Below are 25,736 nucleotides of genomic sequence, written 5' to 3'. Positions count from 1 at the left end.
ACAGATGTGCGGATCGGCAGGATGGGGCAGGTCCAGCCCGAGGGAGGACAGACCGTGCACACAACCGCTTCGATCGCAATCGTCCGGCCCGATGGCCGAGGGCGCGGTGGCATCACCCCTGGTGGAGTGAGCAGGAGGGGGCGGCGTTCCCTCAATGCCGACGCCTTCGCCACCTTTACCGACCCGACCGTCGGCCGCACCGCCTTCGTCGTGGCCGACGGTATCGGTGACAATCTGCTCGCGGCCAGGGCCGCGCGCACGGCCGCCTCGTTCGCCGCCCGGATGGCCGCGCGCGGTGGTTCGGTCGCCGGTGTGCTCGCGGCCCAGCAGGAACTGCTGCGCCAGTTCCCGGAGCAGCAGGCCGACTGTGTGCTCGTGGTCGCGGTGCTGCCCGCCGCCGGACAACCCGACGGACCGTGCGATATCGCATGGGTCGGCGACTGTCGCGCCTACCGCTGGAACGGCCGGGTGCTGCATCAGATCACCACCGACCACACCGTCGCCGAGTACATGCGTGCAAAGGGGATCGCGCCATCCGGGCGGATGGACCATCTCGTGACCACCTCGACGCGTACCGTACGTCCGGCCGCCATCGGGCGCGCTGCCACCGGATCCAGCCGTGGCCGACTGCTCTTGAGCACCGATGGCGTGCACAAGCGACTCGATATGGTCGAGATCAAGGCGATGCTCGCCGCCGACGAGACCGCGGGCAGCATCGCGGAAGCGTTGGTGGACGGCGCACTACAGGCCGGGAGCACCGACAATACGACCGCACTCGTCGTGGACTGCCGGTAGCCGCCTTTCCTGCTAGAACTGACTCGACACAGTGTGCCGAGTGGAGTGGGGATATGCGGGCGATTCAGATCAGTGAACTGGGCGGACCTGAGGTACTGCGTGCGGTGGAGCTCGATGCTCCGGATCCCGGTCCCGGTGAGGTCGCGATCGATATCGCGTACGTCGGGGTGAACTTCGCCGACCTGCAGGCGCGGTCGGTGGGATATCGGGTGACGGAGCTGCCGTTCGTGCCGGGACTGGAGCTCTCGGGTCGGGTGCGCGCGCTCGGCGCGGGCGTGGACGGGTTGGCCGTGGGCCAATCGGTGGCGGCGATCACCGAGGGCGGCGCATACGCCGAGGTCGCCGTGGTGCCCGCCGCGACGGTCTTCCCGGTGCCCGGCGGCGTCGACTTGCGCACGGCCGCAACGCTTCCCACAGTTCTGCCGACCGCCTACGCCCTGGTGAACACCGTCGGGAAGCTGCAGCCCGGTGAGACCGTCCTGGTGCAGGCCGCGGCGGGTGGGGTGGGCACCGTGGTCGGCCAGGTGGCCAAGCTCGCGGGCGCGGGCGCGGTGTACGGCGTGGTCTCCAGCGAGGCCAAGGCCGAGTATGCGCGCAAGCTCGGCTATGACGAGGCCTTCCTGGCCGATACCTTCACCGCGGACGTGCAGGAGGTGACCAATGGCCGCGGTGTCGATATCGTGCTCGATCCGGTCGGCGGCCAGACCTTGCGGCGCGGTCTGGAATCCCTGGCCATGTTCGGTCGGCTCATCTCCTACGGCAATGCCAGTGGTGAGCCGGGCTGGCAGATCGGCCAGCCCGAGCTCTACCCACGGGGACTGTCGATCTCCGGCTTCTCGATTCTCGGACTCACCACCGATGCGCCGAAGGTGTTGCGTGAGATCGCCGACCGCGCCTTCCGTCTGGTCACGACCGGCCAGGTGGAGCTGCCGATCACCGCGGAGTTCCCGCTTGCCGAGGCCGCCGAGGCGCACCGCCTGATGGGCGGGCGCACCTCGACCGGCAAGCTGGTCCTCGCGGTGAACGGCTGACGGTCAGCTCCGCACCGCCGCCATGATCAGTGTGCTCACCGCCTCGGGCACTGATATGGCGACCGTGTGCGAGGCCGCGACCTCGACCGTGCGCGCACCCACCCGTTCGGCCATGAACCGCTGGGCCTCGATCGGGATGTCCTTGTCCGCGGTGGTCAGCAGTGCGAACGACGGAACCGACCGCCACGGTGTCGTGGTTGCCGGTTCCTCGAGTGCGGTGCGGGCCGCTGTATCACGGCCATCAGGCGCGCGGTCGGCACGGGTTCGACGGGTGCGATCACGCGTTGTACAGCGCGGCCTTCAATACGGAGACCGCTTGTGCCACAGCGGCTTTGGCGGCATGAGTGTCGTGCATGGCGTTGACCATCACGAAATCGTGGATGATCGCCCCGTACCGCACCTGCGTGACGGGCACGCCCGCCGCGCGCAGCTTGCCCGCGAACGCTTCGCCCTCGTCCCGGAGCACATCGACCCCGGCGGTGATGACCAACGCCGGGGGCAGCCCGGCCAACTGCTCGGTGCTGGCCCGCAACGGCGAGGCGGTGATCTGCGCGCGGTCCGCCTCGCTGGTGGTGTACTGATCCCAGAACCAGCGCATACCCTCGCGCGTGAGGAAATAGCCCTCGGCGAACTCCTGGTAGGAGCTGGTATCGAAGTTGGCGTCGGTCACCGGGTAGAACAGCACCTGCTGGCGGAACGAGACATCGCCGCGCTCCTTCGCCATGAGGGTCAGCGCGATGGCCATATTGCCGCCGACCGAATCGCCCGCGATGGCGATCCGCGAGGAGTCCAGGCCGTGCGTTGCGCCGGAGGTGGTGACCCATTGCGCGACTCGGTAGGACTGTTCGTTGGCGACCGGGTAGCGCACCTCCGGTGAGCGGTCGTATTCGGGGAAGACGACGGCCGCGTCCACCCCGACGGCCAGGTCACGCACCAGACGGTCGTGGGTGTGCGCATCGCCGAATACCCACCCCGCGCCGTGGGTGTAGATGATCACCGGCAGCACACCGGTCGCACCCTTCGGCTTGACGATGCGCACCCGCACCGAACCGGTGGGGCCGCCCTCGACGGTGATCCACTCCTCATCGATCTCCGGCTTCGCGATGGGGCTGTCCTGCACGCCGTCGACGGCCTTGCGGCCCTCTTCCGGGCTGAGCTGGTAGAGAAACGGCGGCTCGGAGGTCGCGTCGACGAACTCCTGTGCCGCCTGTTCGAGCGAGATACCGAGGGGGTTTCCTGCCATCATCCTGCCTTCCTGTGTGGGTGCGTTGCTGTGTGGGCGCGTTCAGTCTTGGGCAGTGGCCGACCGGTCCGCCCCGCTGTGCGGGCCACAAATCCCCCTGATCAGGACGCGGCCGTGACGTCCTCCAACAGCGCGGTCGTACCCGTCGATCGGAAGCGCTGCTGATACTTGCTCGGCGAAATACCAAGGCGCGCAACGAATGCACGGCGCAGGGCTTCGCTGCTGCCGTACCCGGCGGCCATCGCCGCCTCGGTCACACTGTACCCGGCGTGCAGCTTGTCCCGGGCCAGACCGAACCGAATGAAGGCGACGTATTCGGCGGGCGAGCTCTCCAATTCGGTGCGGAACAATCGCGTCAAATGCCGTGGGCTGACCCGGGCGTGCGTGGCGAGGGTCTGGACGGTATGCGGATGGCTGGGATCGGCACAGATCAGATCCGCGACCGTGCGTACCAGCGGGCTGCGCGGCACCGGAGCGCGTAGCGCCGCCGAGAACTGCGATTGACCGCCCGCCCGTTGCATGTAGATGACCAGCAACTGGGCGACCGACCGGGCGATATCGGCGCCGTGGTCGGCTTCGACCAGCGCCAGCGCGAGATCCATCCCGGCCGCCACACCTGCGGAGCTGTAGAGGTTGCCGTCACGCACGAAGATGGCATCCGGCTCGACCTGGGCGTCCGGGACTTGGCGCGCCAGATCCTTCGCGAATTTCCAGTGCGTCGTCGCGCGCCTGCCATCGAGAAGTCCGAGATTCGCCAACACGAACGCGCCGCTGCAGATGGATGCCAGGCGGCGGGTGTTGGCGGCCAATTGACGGGCGGCGGTCAATACCTCGGGGGTCACGAACTTCGCCGGTGGCAGTTCGCTACCGGGGATCACCACGGTGTCGAAGCGCCCGGCGTCCGCGGCGGCGCACGCCACGGTGACGCGGGCGCCGATGGAGGTCTGCACATCCCGGCCGTCGGCCGAGACCAGCACCACCTCATAGTCGCACCCAGCCTGATTCGCCTCCACGAAAACCTCTGCGGGCCCTACGAAGTCGAGCATCTTCACACCGTCGAAGAGCAGAATGCCCACCCGTCGGCGGGATGAAATCGTTGATTTGGAGGACATGTCCACCATTATTATGGAGTCGTGCCTCCAGAATCAAGCAGTGTGCGCGATCCCTCGTCCGCGTTGGTAGCGTGAGCGAATGGGACGTTCGCGACGGTTCGATGAATCGGACCTGCTCGATGCCGCGACGGAGCTGTTCTGGGCGAATGGGTTCGACAGCACCTCGGTCGAGGATGTGTCGGTGGTGACCGGCGTCGGAAACGGCAGTATCTACGCCGCCTACGGCAGCAAGAAGGGGCTGTTCCTGGCCGCGTTCGAGCGCTATTGCGAGCGCCGCGCGCAGTTCGTCCGCGAGGTGATCCGGTCCGCGCCCGGATCCGCCCGCAGCGCGGTCCGGGCGCTGCTGCGGGCGGTCATCGATGACTGCGCCGCCCAACCGAACCGGCGCGGGTGCCTGATGCTCAACAGCATCGCGCAGCTCGGGATGCGGATGCCCGAGGTGATCGCGATCAGTACGCGCTGCACCGACGCGATGGAGGACGGTATCGCCGCGCGCCTGCGCCCGGCTGTGCTGCTCGGCGGCAATGAGCGCGATCTCTCCGCGCTCAGCGCGAATATCGTGGTGGTGGCCCAGGGGTTGATCCAACTCAGTCGGCTGGATATTCCAGCCGCCCGGATGCGCGATATCGCCGATGTCTCGTGTGACGCGCTGCCGTCCGCCTGGGCCGATGCGCCGTTAGCGGTCGGCGAGCCAGTTTCCGTGGAAGCCGTAGGGCACTCGGCTCGGTAGGTGGACGGTGGCGACCGGTGTGGCGGCCAGATCGGCCGCGTCCAGGATGACGAGGTCGCTGCGGTCGGTGTCGGCGTCGTAGACGTAGGTCATGAGATAGCCGTCGCCGCCGGGGTGTTCGTTCGCGGCCGCGAAGGCGGCCTCGGCGGGGATGCGGCCGGGGCCGAATTCGTGGGCGGTGTTCGCGCCGGTGTGCAGGTCGTAGCGGATCAGCGCGCCGCTGTCGCGGGAGACGGTGGCGTGGCCGAATCGGGCGTCCAGACCCGCGAGCCGATCGTCGATGCGGGGGAACTCGGCGGCGCGGTCGTCGAGTTGTTCCTCGATGACGGTGCCGGAGGTCAGATCGATGGTCCAGCGCCAGAGGCTCGCTTGTTCGCGGGTGGGCGAATCCCGCCGCCACATACTGGGATAGCGCATCACGTGCAGCACGATCCGGCCCGGTTCGTCATGGGCATTGAGCGCGTGGAAGACATAGCAGGGATCGATCGGGAACCACCGCACCGCGCCGTGCGGATCGTCGCGGCGCAGCACGCCGAGCCGCGCTTGGTAGTCGTCACTCCACCGATAGGGCATGCCGCCACCGGATAGTGCAGTCTCGAGGTCGAAAACCACTGGCAGGTCCATGAATACGATATGCCCGCCGGTCAGGTTGAAGTCGTGGTGCATGGTCGGCCCTGGCACGTCGATGGGGCGGCTGAGCAGCAGATTGCCCGCGGCGTCGGCGCGGTGGTAGGTCAGGTAGGGCTCAGCGGTGGCATAGCCGAAGAAGTGCAATTCGCCGGTGGTCGGGCAGGTCTTCGGATGTGCGGTCATGGCGGTGTGCAGTTTGCCATCGAAATCGTAGGGACCGACGGTATCCAGCTCACGGGTCAATTCGTGGGGGTAGGACCCTTCTTCCAGGGCCAGGGTGCGTCCGGCGTGCCGGATGACGTGGGTGTTGGCGAATCCGCCCGTGAGGTCGTAATTGCCATCGGCGTCGCGGACCTGTGCACCGTTGGTGAAGGTGGAGGTGCGGACCCACCGGTTGCGATAGGAGACCGCGCGGCCCCGCTCGAGTCGCACGCCGTGCACCATGCCGTCGCCGAGGAACCAGTGCGCCGAGGCGGCGGCGTGCGGGTTCGGGCCGTTGCGCAGATACCAGCCGGTCAATTCGGCGGGAATCGTTCCGGTGACCGGTAATTCGTAGGCGGTGAGTTCTTCGGTGACGGGGGCGTAGTTGCCGGTGAGGTGTGGCAGCGAGGTAGTCATGATGGGCGCCGATCTGGTGTGGGATTTCAGGATGCGGACTCGTTGAGCAAGTTCGCCTTCGACTGGATGTGGGCGACGTAGCGGATGGTGAAGATCACCGGGAGGGTGAAGGCGAGCACCTGCGCAATGGTGCGCACGCCCGAGGAGGAGTGCGCGAGCGCGGCCATCGCGATGCAGCCGATGACGAAACTCGCGGTCCATACCGAGGTGATGACGTAGCTGGTGCGGATGAAGACGGGGTGATCCCAAACCTCCTGCGGCGTGGTCCGTTTGGCGATCGGCAGGGTGAACGGCATGCGCACGGCCAGTGATGCGCCCGCGACCAGGGCGAGCACGCCCGAGGACAGTGCCGGGGTGTAGGGGTGCAGTGCGGTGTCCGGATCGGCGAAGGCGAGCACGGCCACCGCCGCGAAGAAGACGACGGAACCGATGTCGATGATCATGGCTGCCATGCGTTGACCCGCCCGGATCTGCTGGGCGATACCGAGGGCCGAAACGCCGAAGGCCGCCAGTGCGGCCCACTGCCAGTACTGCGGCGGGACCACCGCGAAGACGATCCAGGGGGCGAAGGTGCGCAGGTACGACATTTTCGGAGGCTCCTAGTGGGGCGATATTCCAGTTTTGACATGTCTAAATTAGAGTCTGCTCTATCGACATGTCAATAGTGGAAGGTAAGGTGATGGCATGAGTCTTCGGTATGTGCTGCTCGGACTGTTATCCGATCGCCCGGCCAGCGGCTATGACCTGGTGCAGCGCTTCAAGGTGTCGCTGGCCACTGTCTGGCCCGCCACCCAGAGCCAGATCTATACCGAACTCACCAAGCTCGCCGACGCGGGCTCGATCGCGGTGTCGGATGAGGGTCCGCGTGGCCGCAAGGAGTACACGATCACCGACGTGGGCCTGGCGGATCTGCGCGAATGGCTCACCACGACCAAGCCGAAACGGCCGGCGCGCAATGAAGTGCTGCTGCGCGTCTTCTTTCTCGGTGTGGTTCCGCCCGCGTATGCCCGCGACTATCTGTCCGATATCGAAACCGCGAGCACGAAGGACCTAGCCGAACTGGCCGCACTCGAGGCGTCGATCGACTGGGACGACGACGACCTGTCCGTCTACGGCCGCATCGTGATGGAGTGGGGTAAGCGCTTCCATGTGATGAAGCGGGAGTGGGCCGAGTGGGCACTGACCCAGATCCCGGAGCGCTAGTGCGTTGATCACGAATGTTCGCCGGTCGGGCTGCTGTTCGGAGTCGGCCTCGGCGCTGTCGGCGTTCGCTGCGGAACGGTCCCGTCTCTCGATTCGGTTGCGGCGGAACAGCTTTCAGGATCCGTAGCCACGCATGAGCGGTAGGAACACCGTGTCCACGATGTCTACCAGGACCTCGTCGGGCACGGTGGGCACGCCGCGCGTGACGAATTCATTGCGCAGCAGGTCGATCGGGACCGCGGCGACGCGCGGATGACGTGCGGCCGCGGGCGCCTGCCCGCGTGCGATGGCCCGGTCGAGAACGGTGAGCCACGGCCCCGCTCCGGCGTCCCCGGATTGATCGCGCAACTGGGCGAGTCGCCCCGGTTCGTGCGCGAACTCGGCGAGCAGGCTGCGCAGGATCTCGCCGAGCGGGGAGGCGAGGTGAGAGTTGGCGCGCCGCAATAACTCCAGCGCGTCCGTGCGCAGGTCGCCGGTGTCGGGAAGGTCGAGGGTGGTGGCGGTCAGCTGTTTGTACGCGGCGACACCGAGGGCCGCCCGGTTGGGCCAGCGGCGGTAGATGGCGTTCTTGTTGGTGCCCGCGCGTTTGGCGACGGTGTCCATGGTCATGCTCGGGTAGCCGGATTCCAGGAGTTCGTCCACGGCCGCGCGCAGGATGGCCTGTTCGAGTTCGATGCCGCGGCGGCGGGTCGGTCGCGTGGTGTCGGTCATAACGGTACTGAGCGTACCTTGCGGTCGTGCGAGGGCTTCGCTATGGTCGAAATTACGGTACTCGACGTACCTTAATCATCTAGGAGGATATATGCGCGCCATCGGCGTCTGCTACGACACCGGCTTCATCAATCGCGGCAACAGCACGCACGAACCGTTCGATCCGGACGCGGTGTTGCGGGATATGCGAGCCGTCCGTGACGACCTGCACTGTGACGCCGTGCGGATCACCGGCGGTTACCTGGAGCGTCTGAAGCAGGCGGCCGCACTGGCCGCGGACGTCGGCCTGGAGGTGTGGATCTGCCCGTTCGTCAACGGCGTCACCCAGGACGAACTGCTCGAACTGGTCGCGGATATCGCGGAATTCGCCGAGCGCCTGCGGATTCAGGGCGCGAACGTGGTGCTGGCCGTCGGCTCCGAGCTGAGTCTATTCGTGGACGGCTTCTTCCCCGGCGACGATTTCGAGCAGCGGGCCACCGCTCTGGCCACCCCCGCAGGTCAGGCGGCCATGGCGGAAATGCCGACCCGATTCAACGAATTCCTCAGCCGCGCGGCCGAAATCGCGCGAGCCCGCTTCCGCGGCAGGCTCACCTACTGCTGCCTGCCCTTCGAACGGGTGAACTGGGAACTGTTCGATATCATCGCCACCGATGCCGGATACCGCTCGGCCGCGCTGGCCGAGCGGTATCCGGACCTCATGCGCAGTTACGTCGGCGAGGGCGCAAAACTCGGAAAACCGGTGGCTGTCACCGAATTCGGCTGCGTCACCTACCGCGGCGCGGCCGACAAGGCCGATCGCGGCGCGGATATCCTGCAATGGGACCCCCGTACCGCCACCCCGCTGCGCCTCGACGGCGTATACGAGCGCGACGAGCAGGCCCAAGCCGCCCACCTGCTCGAAGTGTTGAACATCCTGGACGAAGTCGGCATCGACACCGCCTTCTGGTACTGCTTCTCCCGCCCCGACCTCATCCACCGCGACGACCCGACCCTGGATCTCGACCTGGCCAGCGGCGGCCTGGTGAGGATCTTCGACAGCGTCGACGGCGCGGCCAAGACCTGGGAACCGAAGCTGGCCTTCGCAGCGTTGGCGAACCGGGTCCGCTGACCGGCCTCGGCCTGTCTCATCCGGTCTCCGGCGGGCGTTCGATCAACTCGCACCACCCCCACGTCACGACTTCCATAGTCGCGTCACCGAACCGGGTGAACGTTCGTGGTCGACGCGCCAGCCGAATATGGTTCGGATCAGCCGGTCGAGGAGTTCGGAAATCTGAATATCAAGATGCTCGCTCAACTGATTTGAGAACTATCTTCACTAATATGGATCTGATCTTGCAGGATCTTCATACTCACACTGAGGTGATCGAACAGGTCACATGTCGCCAATCCACCGGATCGACGTACAGGAGTGTTGATGAAGATCGGAATCCCCCGCGAGGTCAAAAACCACGAGTACCGGGTCGCGTGTACCCCAGCCGGTGCGCACGAGTTGGTTGCGCGCGGACATGAGGTATACATCGAGGCCGGAGCGGGGCAGGGGTCGGCGTTCGAGGATATGGCGTACGCGGCCGTCGGGGCGCGGGTGCTGGACAGCGCCGATGCGGTCTGGGACACCGCGGATATGGTGCTCAAGGTGAAAGAGCCGGTGGCCGAGGAATATTCGCGGATGCGCGAGGGGCAGCTGCTGTTCACCTACCTGCATCTGGCCGCGTCCAAGGAGTGCACCGATGCGCTGCTGAACTCCGGTATCACCTCGATCGCCTACGAGACCGTGACCGCCGCGGACGGATCGCTGCCGCTGCTCGCTCCGATGAGCGAGGTCGCCGGACGGCTGGCGCCGCAGGCCGGTGCGTATCACCTGATGCGCAGCGGCGGTGGTCGCGGTGTGCTGATGGGCGGCGTGCCGGGTGCGCGTCCGGCCAAGGTGGTCGTGCTCGGCGGCGGCGTTTCGGGCAGTAATGCGATCGCCGTCGCGGTCGGCATGCACGCAGACGTGACCGTGCTCGACCTGAATATCGCGCGCCTGCGCGCCCTGGACGAGCAGTACCGGGGGCAGGTGCGCACCATCATCTCCAATAGCTTCGAGGTGGAGAGCCTGGTCCGCGAGGCCGATCTGGTGATCGGCGCGGTGCTGGTGCCCGGCGCGAAGGCGCCCACCCTGGTCTCCAATGACCTTGTCGCACAGATGAAGCCGGGTTCGGTACTGGTCGATATCGCCATCGATCAGGGCGGCTGCTTCGAGGACTCGCGCCCGACCACGCATGCCGAGCCGACCTACCAGGTGCACAATTCGGTCTTCTACTGCGTCGCCAATATGCCCGGCGCGGTGCCGTACACCTCGACCGTTGCGCTCACCAATGCCACACTGCCGTATGTGATTTCGCTGGCCGACCGCGGCTGGCGCGATGCGGTCGCCGCGGATCGGGGGCTGGCCGCCGGTCTGAGCACGCACCGCGGCCAGCTGCTGTCCGAATCCGTCGCGGCCGCACACAACTACGCGGCCGAGACGCTCGCCGCCTAGGGCATCGGACGGGTTCTGGGTCGCACATGCTCGAAGATGAGGATCGTCTCGGTCGAGGCGACGGCGGGATGTGCGCTCAGATGTTCCAGTACGAAGACCCGTAGTCCCTCGGAGTCGGCGGTGGCGACATGGATCAGATAGTCGTCGGCGCCCGCGATGAAGTAGACGTTGAGCACCTCGTCGAGATCGGCCAATTGTTCGCCGAACTCGGCGAGGTGCTGACGTGCGGTGGCGTGTACCCGGACCGCGATCATGGCCTGCAGATTCCGGCCCAGTGCGGCCGGGTCGATATCGGCGTGGAATCCGCGGATCACGCCGCGTTCCACCAGTGCCCGCACCCGTCCCAGACATGTCGACGGTGCGATACCCGCGACATCGGCGAGCGCGCTGTTGGTCATCCGGCCGTCGCGCGCGAGCTGATCGAGCAGAATCCGGTCGATATCGTCGAGCGCAACGGCGGGTCGAGGTGGATTCCGGACAGCGGCGGCCGGACCTATCGGTGAATCGATCTTCCTCACAGACCCAACCCTATCGAAGATCCTTCGACGTAGGGCAAGCCCGGAAACTTATGTTCGGCGGTCATTCGCCGGTGTGAACTCGATCCGGCCGTGGCGATAGGATCGGCGCGTGGACATCTACTGGCACGCTGTTACGCCGCCGCCGTGCGCCTGATCGGGCGCACCTGCTGAATCTCTGATTTCGCGTTCCCGGCTGACTTCTGTAGGCAGCCTCGGGGCGATGCCGTGTGCCCGTTTCGAATCCCTGTTGAATTCGATGACGGAAGTGCATGGCCTTGTCCGATTCCAAATCTGTTGTTGTAGTTGAGCGTTCGGGTGTCCGGGCGCGCTCACCGTTGAGTGGGCCGGTGCCCATCCTGGTCGCGGCGATGTTGTGGGGGACCACCGGGACCACCAGTTCGCTGGCGCCCGCGGGTGCGCCCGCGGCGGCGATCGGGTCGGCCGGGTTGGTGCTCGGCGGGCTGTTGTTGTATTTGTCCACTGGCGCTGCGCGTCTGGTGTGTACGCGCGGCGAATGGTGGCTGGTCGTCGCCGGTGCGCTCGCGGTGGCGGGGTATCCGGTCACCTTCTATCCGGCCGTGGCGCGGACGGGGGTGGCCGTTGCGACGGTGATCGCGCTCGGCAGTGCGCCGGTTTTCGCGGGACTATTGGCCTGGGTTGCCGGGCAGGGCAGGCCGACCGGACGTTGGGTCGGTGCCACCGCGGCGGCGGTGCTCGGCTGTGTGGTGCTCGTCCTCGGTCCCCAATTGACGGGTGGGACCGCGCCCGTCGACCTGCTCGGCATCGTGCTCGCGGCCTTCGGGGGACTCACCTACGCCGTCTACTCGCTTATCGGCGGCAGACTCATCGCGCATGGGCATTCGTCGAATGCGGTACTCGGCACGATGTTCGGCATTGCCGGGTTGTTGGTGCTGCCGGTTGTGTTGTGCGCCGACACAACTTGGTTGCATTCCGGGCGCGGCATTGCGGTGGCGGCGCATCTCGCGGTGTTCACCACGTTCGTCGCCTACCGCCTGTTCGGCTACGGGCTGCGGCATACGACGGCGCAGGTCGCGACGACATTGACGCTGGCCGAGCCCGCCGTTGCGGCGGTGCTCGGTGTGGTCGTCGTGGGTGAGCGATTGCCGATCGTCTCGTGGTGCGGGCTGGTCGTGCTGGCACTCGGGCTCGCATTCCTGACACTCGGCGGGCGCGACCGGCGCTGACGGGTGCGCGACGCCGCCGATTCGCTTGGGCCAGCACGGATTCGGCGGCGGCGAGCACATTGCCGAAGGCATAGCGGATCACCGGTTTCGCGAGTGCGCGAGTGAACTGAGCGGCGGCGAAGGGCAGACGCGCTTCGGCGGTCGTGGTCCAGGTGACCCGCGTCCCACCCTCGATCTCGGCAGAGGTCAGTTGGCCGCACTCGTGGCTCGGCGCCAGGTCTTGGCGAACCGGCTCTGGCGCTAGGGAACCGGCGCGGGTGCTTTGGTGCGCAGCACCTCCATGAAGGCCCGCATCCACAGCGGGTGGTCCGGCCAGGCCCGGCCGGTCACGATATTGCCGTCGACGTGGGCGGGGCTGTCTTCCCATTGCGCGCCAACGGCATTCAGATCGGGCGCCAGGGCCGGGTAGGCACTCGACGAGCGGCCGCTGAGTGCACCGACGGCGATGAGAATCAAGGGGCCGTGGCACAGCGCCGCGATCGGCTTGTTCTCGTCGACGAAATGTTTGACGACTCTGCGGCATTCCGCATTGCCGCGCAGATATTCCGGAGCGCGCCCACCCGGCAGCACCAATGCCGCGTACCGGCTCGGGTCCACATCGGCCAGCGCGATATCGGCGGGCCAGGTGTGCCCGGCCTTCTCGGTATAGGTATCGAAACCGTCGACGAAATCGTGCACGACGAACTGCAACTTCTTGACGGTGGGGGCGGCCACGTGGACCTCGTACCCCTCCTCGAGCAGCCGCTGGTACGGGTACATGACTTCCAGGTCTTCGGCCGCGTCTCCGGTGATCAGCAATACGCTTGTCACGGCACATCACCTCCGGGGCGAATTTTATCGGCAATCGCCGTGCGCCCAGGGGCTTTCGCGACTAAAACGGGCGTGGATGCGGCCGGACCTGCTCGAGTTGCGCGGCCACCGACAGGATCGTCGGCTCACCATTGGCCGGTCCGACCAACTGCACCGCCAGTGGGAGGCCGTCGGTGGCGACGCCCGCTGGCAGGGAGGCGGCCGGATGTCCGGTCGCATTCCACAGTCCGGTGTAGGCGACCATGGGAACCGAGGCGAGCTGTGCCCGGATGGAATTCGCGCCGTCGAGGACACCGAGCGGCGGCGGGCGGTGCGCGATGGTCGGGGTCAGCAGCAGATCGCACTGTTCGAAGATGCGATCGACCTTGCGGGCCGCGACCTCGCCGCGGCGCATGGCCCACTCGACCACCGGCCGCCGCGCCCACGCACCGAGTGCGGTGGTCTGGCGGGTGCGGCGTTCGAGCCGCTCCGGATGATCGACGAACGGGATCTCGGCACGCACACCGCCGTAGAACTGCGGGTAGAAGGCAAAGGTGAAGTCGGGGTAGCGCGGGTTGATCTCGAAGACCGTATGGCCGAGTTGGGCGAGGAGTTGTGCGGTGTCGTGTACCGCGCGCACATGTTCCGGATCCGGTCCGGCCAGCACCGTCGGCGATTTCGTGCTGTAGCCGATGCGCAGGCCGGTGAGGGTGCGCCGCGCCGCCTCCTCGAACGACAGCACTGGATCGGGGGCGCGGAACCGGTCGACCGGCGTGCTGCCGCGGATCACGTCGTAGACGATCGCGGAATCCTGGACGCCGCGGGTCAGCGGGCCGAGCACGCCGAGCGCCCACCACAGGTGTGGGTACGGCGCGGTCGGTACCCGTCCGCGCTGGGTTTTGAGGCCGAAGAGCCCGCAGCAGGCCGACGGAATCCGGATCGAGCCGCCGCCGTCGCCACCGAGTGCGACCGGCACCAGTCCCGCCGCCACCGCGGCGGCGGAACCGCCGCTGGAGCCGCCCGCCGAGCGGGTCCGATCCCAAGGATTGCGGGTAAGTCCGTAGGTGCTGGATTCGGTGTAGGGCCATTGACCGAATTCCGGCATGGTGGTCTTGCCGACAATGACCGCGCCCGCCGCCCGCAAGCGCCGCACCACTTCGGCATCGACGGCCGCCGGGGTGGTGTTGGCGCGAGTGCCGAAGGTGGTCACGACCCCCGCGACGTCGATCTCGTCCTTCACCGCGATCGGGATGCCGTGCAGCGGTCCGAGGTCTGTGCCCGCGGCGCGCGCCCGATCCCGTTCGATGGCTTCGGCGATGGCCTGTTCGTGCAGCACCGTGGTGAAGGCGTTGAGGTCGCCCGCCTGTTCGATCCCGTCGAGGGTCGTTTCGATCAGTTCGCGGGCCGATAGCGCCCCTTGTTCGAGCAGTTCTCGCTGTTCCCGCACACCCGAGGCGACGACCTCGCGAAGGTCCATCTCTACCGCTCCTCCCGACCCATATGCCGTGGTGTTCCGAGCGAGCTGCGAGCAGCCGCCCGACAGGCGTGACCTGTGGAATCAGTCATTGATTCGAGCACCCGACAGTAGCTAGTCGACTGACCATTCCGCAATCGATACGCGGGTCGCGGCCGCCGGGTTCAATATCGCCGATATCAATTTTCCGCCCATGCGCAAGCGGTAGCGCTACAGCCAGGGCACCCCGGCCCGGAGCAGCACATTGGCGTAGGGCCGGGCCTCGCCGGTGCGCACCACGAACCGGCAGGCCCCGATCCGCTGTTTGAAGTCGTCGTGGTCGATCAACTCCGCGTTCAGGCGGTGGCTGAGCAGTGTCGCGGCCTCCGGATTCTGCTCGGCGACCTCGCGGCTGCCCCAGGCGGCCTCGACGGTGACTTCGTCGAGGATCAGGTCGAGGATGGGCTCGAACCGGGGGAATCCATAGCTGATGCCCAGGTCGATCACCGGCACGCCGACAGGTGTCGGCAGACCGGAGTCGCTGACGGCGAAGAGGTCGGTGTGGCGCAATGCCGTGAGCGCCGAGAGCAATTCGGCGTGAATGAGTCCGCTGGTGCGCAAGGTTCGGTTCCTTCTCGAAGGGGGATGCCCGGTCAGACGAGTGGCCGGGCCGCGGGGATGGCCGCGAGCGCGGTGCCGATCTGGTCCGCGGTGGGGTAGGAGGCATGGGTTCCAGGTGCCTGCACGGCGAGCGCACCGGCCGCGGTGGCATAGGCCACGGCGGCGCCCAACTGCCTGCCATCGGCGAGTGCGGTGGCCAGCGCACCGACGAAGGCATCGCCCGCGCCGGTGGAGTCCACCGAATTCACCTGTGGCGCAGCCTGATATCCGCCAGCGACCGGTGCTGGCACATCGCAGCGGTGCGCCCAGACCGAGCCAGCGGCGCCCAGGGTGGCGACGACGGACGCCACCCCGCGCAGGCAGAGCGAGCGGGCCAGGTGGAATGCCTGCTCGGGTGTCTGTGCGGTGGTCCCGGTCAATGCCGACAGCTCGGATTCGTTGACGACCAGCGGATGGCAGCGCAGCAGCAGTTCATCCGGCAGCGCCGCCGCCGGTGCGGCGTTGAGGACGAACCGGCGGGCGTGCCGCGCCGCCCAGGCCACCACGCGCGGCGGCACCTCCAACTGTGCGACAACGACTTCCGCCGACCGCAGCAGCTCAGCCTCGTCCATGGTGTCGAGTTCGGCGTCGGGTTCCCAGCGGAAGTTGGCACCGGAGTCGACCACGATCTGATTCTCGCCGTCGGCGACGGTGATGTAGGCCGTGCCGGTCCGCGCGTCTTCGACCTCGCGCAGGGTGGTGAGCCCAACACCATAGTCGCGCAATGATTTCCGCAGCTCGGGATCGGCATCGCGGCCGATCCTGGCAATGAATTCGACGCTGCCACCGGCTCGGGCCGCCGCGACGGCCTGATTGGAACCCTTGCCGCCCAGGTTGGTGCGTGCGCGCAGTGCCAGCACGGTTTCACCCGGGCGCGGCAGCCGTTCCACCTCACACACGATGTCCTGGTTGACCGATCCGAGGACGACTACCGTCACGACTCGGCCCCGGCGTCGGCTACCTCCAGATTGCCGGGTGCGGCACCGGTGATCAGCGCGACCAGCCGGTCGCCGTCCACCTCGTCGATCCGGTGTGCGGCAACGGATCTGCCGCGCCGCAGCACCACGACGTTATCGCAGATCCGCATGACCTGTGCCAGGTCGTGGCTGATGATCAAGACGGTGATCCCGCGCTCGCGCAGGCCGCGCACCAGCTTCTCGACCGCCGCGGTCTCGCGTACCCCGAGCGCGGCGGTCGGCTCGTCCATGATCACCATGGATTTGCCCCAGGCCACCGCACGAGCGATGGCGATGCTCTGGCGTTGGCCGCCGCTCATCCTGCGCACGGTGGTGCGCACCGAGGGCACATCGACATCCAGGTCGCGCAGGATCTCGCCGCTGCGGGCGATCATCGCCCTGCGGTTGACGATGCCGAGCGGATAGACCAACTCCCGGTTGAGAAATAAGTTCTGCCACACCGCGAGATCGTCGATCAGGGCGAGATCCTGATACACGGTCTCGATGCCCATCTTGCGCGCGTCCTCTGGCGAACGCAGGCGCACCGGCTCGCCCTTGAACAGGATGTGCCCGGTATCCGGTGCCTGCACGCCGGTGAGGCAGCGTACCAAGGTCGATTTGCCCGCGCCGTTATCGCCGACCAGGGCGGTGACCTCACCCTCCGGAATCGTCAGCGAGACTCCGGCCAGCGCGCGGACCGAATCGAACGATTTGGTGAGTTCGCGCGCCTCGAGTAGTGGAATCGTCATGGCCTGGACCTACTTTCGGAAGCGGGCGATCCCGGCGGCCAGCAGCAGCACCGCGCCGACGGCGACCGGCTGGTAATACTGCGAGATGCCGAGAATGGTGAACCCGTTGATCAGCGAGGTGAACAGCACCGCACCGCAGACGGTGCCGAGCACCGACGCCTTGCCGCCCGACAGCGACGAACCGCCGAGCACCACCGCGGCGATCGAGCTCAGCAGATAGGTGGTCTGCAGTGACGGATCCGCGCCGCCATTGCGGGCGACCAGCATGACACCGGCTATGCCGCACAGCAATCCGGACATGGCATAGGCGAACAGCCGGATCCGGTTCACCGAGATACCGGTGTCGCGCGCGGCCTCGAGTCGCCCGCCGGTGGCGAGCAGGTGGGTGCCGATTCGGGTCCGGAAGATGATCCCGGCCACCACCAGCGCCGCCACCAGCGCCAGCAGCCAGAACCAGCGCACCGGTCCGATGCCGTCGAGTGCGAGCCGTTGCAGGAACCGGGAACTCACGGCCTCGGTATTGCCGTGCGTCAGCAGCAGCGTGATGCCATTGAGCACGCTCAGCATGCCGAGCGTGACGACGAAGTCGGTCATATGCAGTCGGCCGATGAGCACACCGTTGACAACGCCGACCGCCAGTCCGCTGAGGATCGCCGCCGCGATGGCGACCGCCATCGGATAGCCGTGGCTGGCGAGGTAGCCGAGAACGGCTGCCGCCCAGGGGAGATTGGCGCCGACCGACAGATCGATGCCGCCCACCGTGATCGCGAACTGCTGGCCGAGCGCCAGCACCGTCAGGATCGTCGAGGCGACCAGCAGATCGCCGATATTGTCCGTCGTCAGGAAGTCCGGGGTGGCGATGAAGAACGCCACCCACAGCACGACCAGGGCCAGCGGTGCCGCGAATTCGGCGACCTTGGCGAGGATTTCCGTGCGCCCCTCACGCGCACGGAGCTCGGCGGGTGCCTCGGCTGTCACTTGTTCAGCAGTCCTTCCACTGGGTTGTCGAATGTGACGATCGGACGCGGGAACGCGGAGATCTGCTGATCGACATTGTCCTTGCCGATGAAGGCGATGGGGGAGACCACGCGCTCGGGCAGCGCCTTGCCCTGGTGCTTGGCCAGGCAGCTCTGCACCGCGAGTTGTCCTTCCGCATACGGGTATTGGGTCACCGTGCCGGTCAGCGTGCCCGCCTTGACGGCGTCGAGCGCGGCCTGGATGCCGTCGACGGAGATCACCTTGATCTGGCCGGTCTTGCCCGCGTTCTTGATCGCCTGTGCCGCGCCGAGGCCCATGGTGTCGTTGGCGGCGAAGATGCCGGTGATCTCCGGATGTGCCTTCAGGATCGCCTCGGTGACCTGCAGGCCCTTGTCCTGTTCGTAGTCGGCGGGCGCCTTCTGGACGATGTCCAGCTTGCCAGCGACGGTGTCGGTGAAGCCCTTATCGCGATTGATGCCGTTCTGCTCGCCAGCGATGCCCTGCAGGATGACGACCTTTCCGGTGCCGCCGAGTGCGTCGAGCATCTTCTGTCCGGCAATCCGGCCCGCGTCGAGATTGTCCGAACCGATGAAGCTCGCATAGGACACCCCGGCCTGCTCGGAGGCCTTCGCGTCGATCTGGGTGTCCAAGTTGAGGATCGGAATATTCTTGCGCGCCACCGGCGTCAGCGGCGTGATCACATTCGTGGCGTTGACCGGTACCACCCCGAAGCAGTCATAGCCACGCGCGGCCAGGGTGGAGATCTGGGCGTTCTCGCCGTCGGCGTCCGTCTCGGACTGCCCGGCCTGCACTGTGACCTTCACCCCGAGCCGCTGCCCCTCCGCGAGGGCGCCGTCGCGCAGCGCCGCCCAGTAGGGGTTGGTGAAGTTCCTGGTGACGATCGCGATCTTGAAATCGCCGTCACCTGCGTCCTGCCCACCGCGACCGCAGGCAGCGGCGGCGAGCGCGCCGATGAGGACAAGCGGCGCCATTGCACGCCTGAATCGAGCATTCATCGTGAGTTCGACCTATCCGTCTCAGATATCAACTCGTGTTGATTTACGCGAGTTGATGAGTAGTGTGTGACCCGAGTCACCGGCTGTCAAGTGGTGGTGCGGAGTGCTTGGATGGACGGTCGGAGCGAGGAGAGGTTTCGGATGGCAGTCACACGAGCCGACGTGGCGCGGCTCGCCGGTACATCGCCGGCGCTGGTGAGCTATGTGCTCAATGGGGGGCCGCGGCAGGTCGCGCCCGCGACGAGGGCCCGCATCGAGGCCGCCATCGCCGAACTCGGCTACCGGCCCAATATGTCCGCGCGCAGTCTGCGCATGAACCGCGGGCACGCGCTCGGCATGGTGATCCCCGACGGGGCCAACCCGTTCTTCGCCGAACTGTCCGCGGTCATCGAGGCGGCCGCCTTCGCGCGGGGGTATCCGCTGTTCGTCGGCAATGCCGCCGGGGACCAGGAACGCGAACGCGCCTACGTGCGCACCTTTATCGATCGCAGAGTCGAAGGGCTGCTTGCGATTTCGTCATCCTGGGAGACCGGTGTCGCCGACGCCTGCGAGGAGGCCGGAATGGTGCTCGTCGCGCTGGACCGCGTCATCGATCCGGTGCGTTGCGCGCATGTGATGTGCGATTCGGTCGCGGGCGCAGAGCAGGCCGTGGCGCATCTCATCGGGCATGGGCACCGCGATATCGCCTGCCTCAGCGGCCCGCATGTGTCCACCGCCGAGGACCGCGTACAGGGCTACCGCAATGCGCTGGCGGCCGCCGGACTGGCCGAAGGACGCATTGTGCGAACGGATTTCGGCGGTGCCGCCGGCTACCGCGCACTGGCCGAACTCATGGCCGACCCGCGCCGCCCCACCGCGGTATTCGTGACCAGCGACCTACAGGCGATGGGTATGCTGCGCGCGGCCTATGACGCCGGACTGCGGGTACCCGACGACCTCGCGGTGGTTGCCTTCGACGGCATCGAATACTCCCGCTACACCCGGCCCGGCCTGACCACCATGGTGCAGCCCACCCGGCGCATGGGCGAGACCGCGGTCGATCTGCTGCTCCAACAGATCGAGGACCACACCGTCCGGCCGGGGGTGGTGAATCTGGAGGCGGTGCTGCACACCAGGGGCTCGTGCGGTTGTTCGGACGAGTTCTGAAGGCCTCGCAGCGGCGTGATGCGTTTCGCCGCAAGGATTTGTCTCGGCACTGGTAGGTGGCCCACTTGCGGCCACGCCATCCGTGCGTGCTGGCCCGCCAATATGTCGCGACCTCGCGCCGCACGATGCCTCCGCTGTCGCTCTCAGGTCCCCGACAGCCACCCATACGACACCCCCGGATATTGGACAAGCGATCACCATGCGCTGATGCAGGTAAACGTCGAGAGCACCCCTGCATCAGCGCATTCTCGACCGATCAGGTTTGTGGGTTTGTTGGTTCGGTGGAGTTGGTGCGGGTGGTGGGGCGGGTGGTTCTGGGATCGGCTCGAGGTTTTGCGGATGCCGCGGTGGTGTCCTCGATGTGGCGCTCGCATATTCGAGCGTCGTTCGCGGTTGGCGGCAGTCCACTCACACAGCTCGACCGGGGTACTTCTTCCGCAGCCATTACAGTCCGGGGGCTCGGGCAGACTCGGGCCGCCGTGTTCGGGTAGCCACATCACTGCGACCATCAATGCTGACGCCGCTATGAAGATCGAGCGCCCGGTCCCGAGGGGCGCGGCGCCATCGCCATCACTGAATGGCTTGCACTCACCATGCACCCACCTAGATGACCGCACCTACGTCACTCACGGGCGCCGGATCTTGTCATCTGCCTCGGCAGATACGGCCTTGATGATGGTCTGCTCATCGCTCGGCGTGCACAGCCGACTCAGGACGTGAGGAGCGTGCTGCGCAGGTACGCCAGGATCTCGTCCCTAGCCTGCGTCGTCGGGTGCCCTTCCTCGTCCACGAAGTGGGCGGTCACCACGCTGTGCGGGGATTGGAGTAGCGAAAACCGAGAATCCGAGTTTGTGGATTTCTCGGGTATCGCGGACGCCGCCGTCGGTCACGAGCGCGGAGATGCCGCGGGCAGCATATCGCTGTGCCTCAGTATTTGGGCGAACTCGGTGGCTGGTAGGTCGGATCGACCAAGCGCATGCCCGCGATGTCATCGCGATTGTGCCACTGCGGCAAGGCTTTCCATCGGTGATGGAGGCGTTCGAGTGCATCCGGGTCGAGTTCGATACCGAGGCCGGGTGCGTCGGAAACGATGACGGCGCCCTCGTCGAAGACTATGGGTTCGGCGATCAGATCCTCGGGCTGCCATGGGTAGTGGGTATCGCAGGCGTAGGTCAGCTCGGGGATGGTGGCGGCCACGTGGGTCATTGCCGCCAGGCTGATTCCGAGGTGGGTGTTGGAGTGCATGCTGACGCCTCTGGCGTAGGCGTGGCAGACGGCGGCTAGGTCGCGGGTGGCGAACAAGCCGCCCCAGAAGTGATGGTCGGACAGCACGATCTGGACGGCATCGATATCGAATGCCGGCCGCACCTCCTCGATCGATGTGACGATCATATTGGTGGCCAACGGCATTCCGGTGCGGCGATGCACTTCGGCCATATCCTCGCGGCGGGCGGTGGGGTCTTCCAGATATTCGACGACACCCGAAAGTTGTTCGGCGACAGTTGTTGCGCTGGCCAGTGACCATCCGCCATTGGGATCCAGTCGCAGCGGGTGATCCGGAAAAGCCTTGGCCAGTGCCTCGATCGCGGCGACTTCCTCTTCGGGCGGAAATACGCCGCCCTTGAGTTTGAACGAGCGGAATCCGGCATGGACGGCGAACTTTTCGGCTAGGCGGACGACGCCGTCGGGGTCGATGACCTCGCCCCAGTCGTCGGTCGGTGCATCGGGGACCGGATGTTCGGCCCACTTGTAGAACAGGTATCCGGAGTAGTCGATCCGATCGCGGACCTTGCCGCCGAGCAAGGCGTATACCGGTAGCCCGAGTTCGCGGCCGTGGGCGTCGAGTGCGGCGGACTCGAAGGCCGATATCACGCTGAGGCGGACCTTGTCGGTGGTGAGGGTGCCGCGCAGTCCGCCCGCGACCGGATTGTCGATCAGCACTTCCCCGATGGTGTTCGCACCGAGCAAGCGGATGGCGTTGATTGCGGCGACCGGCATGCCGATAAGTTGTGGGGCGAGGTCGGCCGCGCGATCGAGGTAGACGCGGTCGCCATAGGTTTCGCCGAGACCGCAATAGCCGCTGTCGGTTTCGATCTCGACAATGAGGCGTGGCGTATACGGCTGGTGCACGCCACCGACATTGAGCAGAGGAGCGTCGGCGATGAGGATCGGAGTCAGTCGGACATCGGTGATAACGGGGGACATCTCAGTCTCGCATTCCGTCGACGCGGCGCGGCAGCCGCCACGGATTGGCTTCGCGCAGGGCGGGCGGGAGCAGTTCATCCGGGAAGCCCTGCCAGGCGATCGGCCGCAGGAAGCGCGCGATGGCGGCGGTGCCGACCGAGGTGGTGGTCGGTGCGGTGGTGGCCGGATACGGGCCGCCGTGGTGTTGGGCCCAGCTCACGGTGACGCCGGTGGGCCAGTCGTTCCATAGCAGTCGGCCCGCGAGCGCGGTGAGGGCGGGCAGGAGCCGGCGTACATCGTCGATCTCGGAGTTCTCCGCCACAATCGTCGCGGTGAGGCCCGGTTCGAGTTGGCGCAGAACTTGTTCCAGCTCAATGGGATTCGCGTATTCGACCACCAATGCCGCCGGGCCGAAGCATTCCGCCTGCACGGCATCTCCGGCGGCCAGGAAGTCGGTGGCGGACACATTCAGCAAGGTAGGTGCGAGCAGATCGTCATGTGCCGAAATCGTGGTGACGGAGGGGGATTCGCGCAGGGTCGTCACGCGCGATCGGAAGCCATCGGCGATGTGCTCGTTGAGCAAACGCTGTCCTGGCACCACGGCGACCGCGGCGGCCAGCGTTTCGGTGAGCCCATGGCCCGAAGGCAGTAGCAGCACACCGGGTTTGGTGCAGAACTGTCCAGCGCCGAGGGTGAACGATCCGACGAAACCCTCGACGATCCGCGGTCCGCGCGCGCGTACCGCACCGGGCATGACCACCACTGGATTGACGCTGCCGAGTTCACCGTAGAACGGGATCGGGCGCGGCCGTGACGATGCGATATCGAACAGCGCCCGGCCACCCGCCGGTGAACCGGTGAACGACGCGGCGGCGATATCCGGGTGGCGCAGTGCCGTGATGCCCGCCTCGACACCGTGGATGACGGCGAAGGCGCCCGCTGGGGCACCGGCCGCGCGCAATGCCCCGCGCACGATCTCGCCGGTCCGCTCGGACAGCCGTGGGTGGCCAGGATGTGCCTTCAGGACCACGGGACATCCCGCGGCCAGGGCCGAGGCGGTGTCACCGCCCGCGACGCTGAATGCGAACGGGAAATTGCTCGCGGCGAAGATGAGCGTCGGTCCGATCGGGATCAGGCTGCGCCGAATATCGGGTCGCGGTCCCATCGGCCAGCTCGGATCGGCGTGATCCACGGTGGCGGCGAGGAATTCGCCATCGGCCAGCACCTCGGCGAAAAGGCGCAATTGAAAGGTGGTTCGGGTTAATTCGCCACGCAGGCGCGGTGTTTCGGGCAGATGTGTTTCCGCTGCGGCGAGTGGGACGAGTTCGTCGGCCGCGGCATCCAGGGCATCCGCGATCCGGGTGAGCCACGCCGCCCGTTCGGTGGGTGTGGTGTCGGCGAGGCGACTCGCGGCCTGCGCCGCTGCGGCGATGATCGGCTGTAGCTCGTCAGGGGTGGTATCCACAAAGGCTCCTGAAGGTAGTGGGTTACGCCCGCACCGTGTGTTCGGCGGTCTGGGTGCGCATTCGATCGCTGATGGTCACGCCGAGACCGGGGTCGAAACGGTGGCCTCGGTGATCCGGTCGAGGGTGGCCGCGCCGTTCATGCGATCGTGGCGACCAGTGCGGTCAGTTCGGCGAGTTCGGGCTCGGTGAGGTCGGTCAGCGGTGGCCGGACCGGTCCGGGCGGGCGTCCGATGGCCGTCAGTCCGGCCTTGACGATCGACACCGCATATCCGGGCACACGGTCGCGGATACCCAGGTAGGGGATGACGAATTCGCGCAGCCGCCGGTAGACTTCGTCGCGGTCGCGGGCCCGCACCGCTCGATAGAAGTCGAGTGCGAACTGCGGCACGAAGTTGAAGATCGCGGAAGAGTAAGTGGTGACACCCATTTCGGTGTAGGGCAGGGCGAAGGTCTCCGCTGTCGGCAGCCCGCCGATATAGGTGAGCCGGTCGCCGAGCCGGGCGTAGATCCGGGTCATCGTCTCGATATTGCCGACACCGTCCTTGAACCCCACCAGATTCGGGCAGCGCTCGGCCATCCGCGCCAAGGTCACGTCATTGCAGGTGGCATTGGCGCGACTGTAGAAGATGATGCCCAGTGAAGTGGCCGCGCAGACGGCGGCGACATGTTCGACCAGCCCGTCCGGCCCCGCCTCGGTCAGATACGGCGGCATCAGCAAAATGCCCTCGGCCCCGGCGGCTTCGGCCGAGCGGGCCTGCTCGATCGCCGCCGCGGTGCCCGCGGTGGCCGGTGCGACCACCGGGATCCGGCCGCCGGTCTCTGCGACCGCGGCCCGTACCACCTGATCGATCTCGGGTGGTGTCAGGGAGAAGCCCTCACCCGTACCGCCCGCCGCGAATAGACCTGCCACCTCGTATTGGGCCAGCCAGGCAATGTGTTTGCGGTAGGCGGCCTCGTCGAAGGCCAGATCGGCGTCGAAATGCGTGACGGGGAAGGACAATAGCCCGCGGCCCAGCGCGGGACCCAACTCGTTGGCGGACAGATGTGACATATGGTTCCTCTCAGTGAGCCGGCGGCAGCGAATCGAGCAGTTCGATCACTCGGTGCAGTGCCGGATTGGCGCAGTCGCGTCGCCAGACCGCGTGCAGGACAACGGATTCCTCGACGCCGTCCAGCGGCCGGAACCGCACGCCGTCGGGATGCAGGTGGGTGGACGTTTCGGGGACCAGGGCCAGGCCGCGTCCGGCGGCCACCAGCGCGAGCATGGTGTGTACCTGGGTCAATTCATGGGTGGCGGTGTAGGGCACGGCGGCGAGGATGCCGGAGACCAGATCGGCGAAATAGCGGGCCGGACCGGGTGCGTACACCAGCAGCGTCTCGCCGCCCAGTTCCTCGATCGCGATCGGACCGTCTGCGGCGAGCTTGTGCTGTTCCGGCACGGCCAGCATCAACCCTTCGGAATGCACCAGCCGCGAATCGAATTCGGTGCGGTCGAAGGGTGGACGGGCGAGTGCGAGATCGAGGCTGCCGCCGCGCAGGTTCTCGAATTGATCCGAACTCACCATCTCGCGCAAAACCACCTCGACGCGGTCCAGCCCGGCCTCGATGTGGTTGAGGAACCGTCCGAGGAAGCCGAAGCCCGAGGCCGCCGTGAAACCGATGCGCACCGTGCCAGCCCCGCCCGCGGCGACGAGGCGGGCGGTACCGGGCGCGGCGCTGGCCAGGGCCAGCAGACGGCGCGCCTCGGTCAGGAAGACCTCCCCGGCCGGGGTCAGCTGGACCTGCCGCTGGGTGCGATCGAAGAGTTCGACACCGATATCGCGTTCCAGTTTCTGGATCTGGCGGCTCAGCGGCGGCTGCGTCATCCGCAGCCGCTCGGCCGCCCGGCGGAAATTGCCCTCCTCGGCCACCGTGACGAAGCCGCGGACCTGCTCCAGCGACAGTATCGACATCGTTCTCCTCCTGCGTTGCGGCGTGCACTCCGCCTCGCCCGCAGATTGCCGTATCCGCAGGTTATGGCCC

The 25,736-nt window shown here is 66.8% G+C and carries 25 protein-coding genes and 1 pseudogene; 8 read left to right on the top strand and 18 right to left on the bottom strand.

The features are described from left to right. Positions 1 to 126 precede the first annotated feature (126 nt). Both ABZW16_RS01620 and ABZW16_RS01615 read left to right on the top strand, forming a co-directional pair. On the top strand, positions 127 to 795 hold the full coding sequence (locus ABZW16_RS01620; protein ID WP_354951039.1) for a protein phosphatase 2C domain-containing protein: 669 nt from the start codon (positions 127 to 129) through the stop codon (positions 793 to 795). Positions 796 to 848: 53 nt separating this feature from the next. After that, a complete protein-coding gene (locus ABZW16_RS01615; RefSeq protein ID WP_354951037.1) occupies positions 849 to 1,826 on the top strand; it encodes a zinc-binding dehydrogenase in 978 nt (325 codons plus the stop codon). 277 nt (positions 1,827 to 2,103) lie between these two features. On the opposite strand, the gene ABZW16_RS01610 is transcribed toward ABZW16_RS01615, so the two are convergent. Then, the gene (locus ABZW16_RS01610) at positions 2,104 to 3,069 is read right to left on the bottom strand and encodes an alpha/beta hydrolase (protein WP_354951296.1); all 966 of its coding nucleotides are present in this window, start codon (positions 3,067 to 3,069) and stop codon (positions 2,104 to 2,106) included. 101 nt (positions 3,070 to 3,170) lie between these two features. Then, positions 3,171 to 4,181: a GlxA family transcriptional regulator gene (locus ABZW16_RS01605; RefSeq protein WP_354951035.1), complete on the bottom strand. Its 1,011-nt coding sequence runs from the start codon at positions 4,179 to 4,181 to the stop codon at positions 3,171 to 3,173. 79 nt (positions 4,182 to 4,260) lie between these two features. Between ABZW16_RS01605 and ABZW16_RS01600 the strand changes: the two genes are divergently transcribed. Beyond that, positions 4,261 to 4,911, top strand: coding sequence for a TetR/AcrR family transcriptional regulator (locus ABZW16_RS01600; protein WP_354951033.1), 651 nt, complete (start codon positions 4,261 to 4,263; stop codon positions 4,909 to 4,911). Here ABZW16_RS01600 and ABZW16_RS01595 read toward each other — a convergent pair. Continuing rightward, positions 4,858 to 6,159: a carotenoid oxygenase family protein gene (locus ABZW16_RS01595; RefSeq protein ID WP_354951031.1), complete on the bottom strand. Its 1,302-nt coding sequence runs from the start codon at positions 6,157 to 6,159 to the stop codon at positions 4,858 to 4,860. The genes ABZW16_RS01600 and ABZW16_RS01595 overlap by 54 nt on opposite strands. A gap of 26 nt (positions 6,160 to 6,185) precedes the next feature. Then, entirely contained in the window at positions 6,186 to 6,746 is a 561-nt protein-coding gene (locus ABZW16_RS01590) for a hypothetical protein (protein WP_354951029.1), read from the bottom strand. A gap of 97 nt (positions 6,747 to 6,843) precedes the next feature. On the opposite strand from ABZW16_RS01590, the gene ABZW16_RS01585 reads away from it, so the two are divergent. Beyond that, positions 6,844 to 7,362 (top strand): PadR family transcriptional regulator, encoded by a 519-nt coding sequence (locus ABZW16_RS01585; protein ID WP_354951027.1) that lies wholly within the window; start codon positions 6,844 to 6,846, stop codon positions 7,360 to 7,362. A 114-nt stretch (positions 7,363 to 7,476) separates the two neighbouring features. Here ABZW16_RS01585 and ABZW16_RS01580 read toward each other — a convergent pair whose 3' ends face one another. Further along, positions 7,477 to 8,073: a TetR/AcrR family transcriptional regulator gene (locus tag ABZW16_RS01580; protein WP_354951025.1), complete on the bottom strand. Its 597-nt coding sequence runs from the start codon at positions 8,071 to 8,073 to the stop codon at positions 7,477 to 7,479. A gap of 91 nt (positions 8,074 to 8,164) precedes the next feature. Here ABZW16_RS01580 and ABZW16_RS01575 point away from each other — a divergent pair, with 91 nt between their 5' ends. Both ABZW16_RS01575 and ald read left to right on the top strand, forming a co-directional pair. Then, entirely contained in the window at positions 8,165 to 9,181 is a 1,017-nt protein-coding gene (locus ABZW16_RS01575) for a hypothetical protein (protein ID WP_354951023.1), read from the top strand. Between the two features lie 306 nt (positions 9,182 to 9,487). Continuing rightward, complete coding sequence (gene ald / locus ABZW16_RS01570) at positions 9,488 to 10,594, top strand: alanine dehydrogenase (RefSeq protein WP_354951021.1); 1,107 nt, start codon at positions 9,488 to 9,490, stop codon at positions 10,592 to 10,594. On the opposite strand, the gene ABZW16_RS01565 is transcribed toward ald, so the two are convergent. After that, complete coding sequence (locus ABZW16_RS01565) at positions 10,591 to 11,103, bottom strand: Lrp/AsnC family transcriptional regulator (protein ID WP_354951294.1); 513 nt, start codon at positions 11,101 to 11,103, stop codon at positions 10,591 to 10,593. The genes ald and ABZW16_RS01565 overlap by 4 nt on opposite strands. A 356-nt stretch (positions 11,104 to 11,459) precedes the next feature. Here ABZW16_RS01565 and ABZW16_RS01560 point away from each other — a divergent pair, with 356 nt between their 5' ends. After that, positions 11,460 to 12,317 (top strand): EamA family transporter, encoded by an 858-nt coding sequence (locus ABZW16_RS01560; RefSeq protein ID WP_354951019.1) that lies wholly within the window; start codon positions 11,460 to 11,462, stop codon positions 12,315 to 12,317. Positions 12,318 to 12,557: 240 nt separating this feature from the next. Here the strand turns inward: ABZW16_RS01560 and ABZW16_RS01555 are convergent, their stop codons facing one another. The 7 genes from ABZW16_RS01555 to ABZW16_RS01525 all read right to left on the bottom strand — a co-directional run bounded on the left by ABZW16_RS01555 (position 12,558) and on the right by ABZW16_RS01525 (position 18,894). Then, on the bottom strand, positions 12,558 to 13,127 hold the full coding sequence (locus ABZW16_RS01555) for a DJ-1/PfpI family protein (RefSeq protein ID WP_354951017.1): 570 nt from the start codon (positions 13,125 to 13,127) through the stop codon (positions 12,558 to 12,560). 61 nt (positions 13,128 to 13,188) lie between these two features. Beyond that, complete coding sequence (locus ABZW16_RS01550) at positions 13,189 to 14,583, bottom strand: amidase (RefSeq protein WP_354951015.1); 1,395 nt, start codon at positions 14,581 to 14,583, stop codon at positions 13,189 to 13,191. Positions 14,584 to 14,790: 207 nt separating this feature from the next. After that, positions 14,791 to 15,180: a D-ribose pyranase gene (gene rbsD, locus ABZW16_RS01545; RefSeq protein WP_354951014.1), complete on the bottom strand. Its 390-nt coding sequence runs from the start codon at positions 15,178 to 15,180 to the stop codon at positions 14,791 to 14,793. A 32-nt stretch (positions 15,181 to 15,212) separates the two neighbouring features. Next, positions 15,213 to 16,157 (bottom strand): ribokinase, encoded by a 945-nt coding sequence (locus ABZW16_RS01540; RefSeq protein WP_354951012.1) that lies wholly within the window; start codon positions 16,155 to 16,157, stop codon positions 15,213 to 15,215. Next, positions 16,154 to 16,924, bottom strand: a complete 771-nt coding sequence (locus ABZW16_RS01535; RefSeq protein ID WP_354951010.1) for an ATP-binding cassette domain-containing protein — start codon at positions 16,922 to 16,924, stop codon at positions 16,154 to 16,156. Before ABZW16_RS01535 ends, ABZW16_RS01540 begins: the two co-directional genes overlap by 4 nt. Before the next feature lie 9 nt (positions 16,925 to 16,933). Continuing rightward, complete coding sequence (locus tag ABZW16_RS01530; RefSeq protein WP_354951008.1) at positions 16,934 to 17,902, bottom strand: ABC transporter permease; 969 nt, start codon at positions 17,900 to 17,902, stop codon at positions 16,934 to 16,936. Next, positions 17,899 to 18,894: a substrate-binding domain-containing protein gene (locus tag ABZW16_RS01525; protein ID WP_354951006.1), complete on the bottom strand. Its 996-nt coding sequence runs from the start codon at positions 18,892 to 18,894 to the stop codon at positions 17,899 to 17,901. Before ABZW16_RS01525 ends, ABZW16_RS01530 begins: the two co-directional genes overlap by 4 nt. A 165-nt stretch (positions 18,895 to 19,059) precedes the next feature. On the opposite strand from ABZW16_RS01525, the gene ABZW16_RS01520 reads away from it, so the two are divergent. Beyond that, positions 19,060 to 20,064: a LacI family DNA-binding transcriptional regulator gene (locus tag ABZW16_RS01520; RefSeq protein ID WP_354951004.1), complete on the top strand. Its 1,005-nt coding sequence runs from the start codon at positions 19,060 to 19,062 to the stop codon at positions 20,062 to 20,064. Positions 20,065 to 20,773: 709 nt separating this feature from the next. Here the strand turns inward: ABZW16_RS01520 and ABZW16_RS01515 are convergent. The 5 genes and pseudogenes from ABZW16_RS01515 to ABZW16_RS01495 form a co-directional block, all read right to left on the bottom strand. Beyond that, positions 20,774 to 20,881, bottom strand: a pseudogene (locus ABZW16_RS01515) (dienelactone hydrolase); the annotation flags it as partial. A 110-nt stretch (positions 20,882 to 20,991) separates the two neighbouring features. Then, positions 20,992 to 22,269, bottom strand: coding sequence for an enolase C-terminal domain-like protein (locus tag ABZW16_RS01510; protein ID WP_354951002.1), 1,278 nt, complete (start codon positions 22,267 to 22,269; stop codon positions 20,992 to 20,994). Position 22,270: 1 nt separating this feature from the next. Then, positions 22,271 to 23,713 (bottom strand): aldehyde dehydrogenase (NADP(+)), encoded by a 1,443-nt coding sequence (locus ABZW16_RS01505; RefSeq protein ID WP_354951001.1) that lies wholly within the window; start codon positions 23,711 to 23,713, stop codon positions 22,271 to 22,273. 137 nt (positions 23,714 to 23,850) lie between these two features. After that, complete coding sequence (gene kdgD / locus ABZW16_RS01500) at positions 23,851 to 24,765, bottom strand: 5-dehydro-4-deoxyglucarate dehydratase (protein ID WP_354950999.1); 915 nt, start codon at positions 24,763 to 24,765, stop codon at positions 23,851 to 23,853. Between the two features lie 10 nt (positions 24,766 to 24,775). Continuing rightward, positions 24,776 to 25,666 (bottom strand): LysR family transcriptional regulator, encoded by an 891-nt coding sequence (locus tag ABZW16_RS01495; protein WP_354950997.1) that lies wholly within the window; start codon positions 25,664 to 25,666, stop codon positions 24,776 to 24,778. Positions 25,667 to 25,736: the final 70 nt, after the last annotated feature.

This window comes from Nocardia sp. NPDC004604 (genome assembly GCF_040609795.1).
In the GTDB taxonomy this organism is placed as follows: Bacteria; Actinomycetota; Actinomycetes; order Mycobacteriales; family Mycobacteriaceae; genus Nocardia.
This window is presented reverse-complemented; position numbering and strand designations above follow the sequence as displayed.

What these genes read in the sequence shown, in the direction of transcription:
- ABZW16_RS01615 (WP_354951037.1), top strand. Translation starts at nt 849, where the DNA reads ATGCGGGCGATTCAGATCAGTGAACTGGGCGGACCTGAGGTACTGCGT.
- ABZW16_RS01610 (WP_354951296.1), bottom strand. Translation starts at nt 3,069, where the DNA reads ATGGCAGGAAACCCCCTCGGTATCTCGCTCGAACAGGCGGCACAGGAG.
- ABZW16_RS01605 (WP_354951035.1), bottom strand. Translation starts at nt 4,181, where the DNA reads ATGTCCTCCAAATCAACGATTTCATCCCGCCGACGGGTGGGCATTCTG.
- ABZW16_RS01600 (WP_354951033.1), top strand. Translation starts at nt 4,261, where the DNA reads ATGGGACGTTCGCGACGGTTCGATGAATCGGACCTGCTCGATGCCGCG.
- ABZW16_RS01595 (WP_354951031.1), bottom strand. Translation starts at nt 6,159, where the DNA reads ATGACTACCTCGCTGCCACACCTCACCGGCAACTACGCCCCCGTCACC.
- ABZW16_RS01590 (WP_354951029.1), bottom strand. Translation starts at nt 6,746, where the DNA reads ATGTCGTACCTGCGCACCTTCGCCCCCTGGATCGTCTTCGCGGTGGTC.
- ABZW16_RS01585 (WP_354951027.1), top strand. Translation starts at nt 6,844, where the DNA reads ATGAGTCTTCGGTATGTGCTGCTCGGACTGTTATCCGATCGCCCGGCC.
- ABZW16_RS01580 (WP_354951025.1), bottom strand. Translation starts at nt 8,073, where the DNA reads ATGACCGACACCACGCGACCGACCCGCCGCCGCGGCATCGAACTCGAA.
- ABZW16_RS01575 (WP_354951023.1), top strand. Translation starts at nt 8,165, where the DNA reads ATGCGCGCCATCGGCGTCTGCTACGACACCGGCTTCATCAATCGCGGC.
- ald (WP_354951021.1), top strand. Translation starts at nt 9,488, where the DNA reads ATGAAGATCGGAATCCCCCGCGAGGTCAAAAACCACGAGTACCGGGTC.
- ABZW16_RS01550 (WP_354951015.1), bottom strand. Translation starts at nt 14,583, where the DNA reads ATGGACCTTCGCGAGGTCGTCGCCTCGGGTGTGCGGGAACAGCGAGAA.
- ABZW16_RS01535 (WP_354951010.1), bottom strand. Translation starts at nt 16,924, where the DNA reads ATGACGATTCCACTACTCGAGGCGCGCGAACTCACCAAATCGTTCGAT.
- ABZW16_RS01525 (WP_354951006.1), bottom strand. Translation starts at nt 18,894, where the DNA reads ATGGCGCCGCTTGTCCTCATCGGCGCGCTCGCCGCCGCTGCCTGCGGT.
- ABZW16_RS01520 (WP_354951004.1), top strand. Translation starts at nt 19,060, where the DNA reads ATGGCAGTCACACGAGCCGACGTGGCGCGGCTCGCCGGTACATCGCCG.
- ABZW16_RS01510 (WP_354951002.1), bottom strand. Translation starts at nt 22,269, where the DNA reads ATGTCCCCCGTTATCACCGATGTCCGACTGACTCCGATCCTCATCGCC.
- kdgD (WP_354950999.1), bottom strand. Translation starts at nt 24,765, where the DNA reads ATGTCACATCTGTCCGCCAACGAGTTGGGTCCCGCGCTGGGCCGCGGG.
- ABZW16_RS01495 (WP_354950997.1), bottom strand. Translation starts at nt 25,666, where the DNA reads ATGTCGATACTGTCGCTGGAGCAGGTCCGCGGCTTCGTCACGGTGGCC.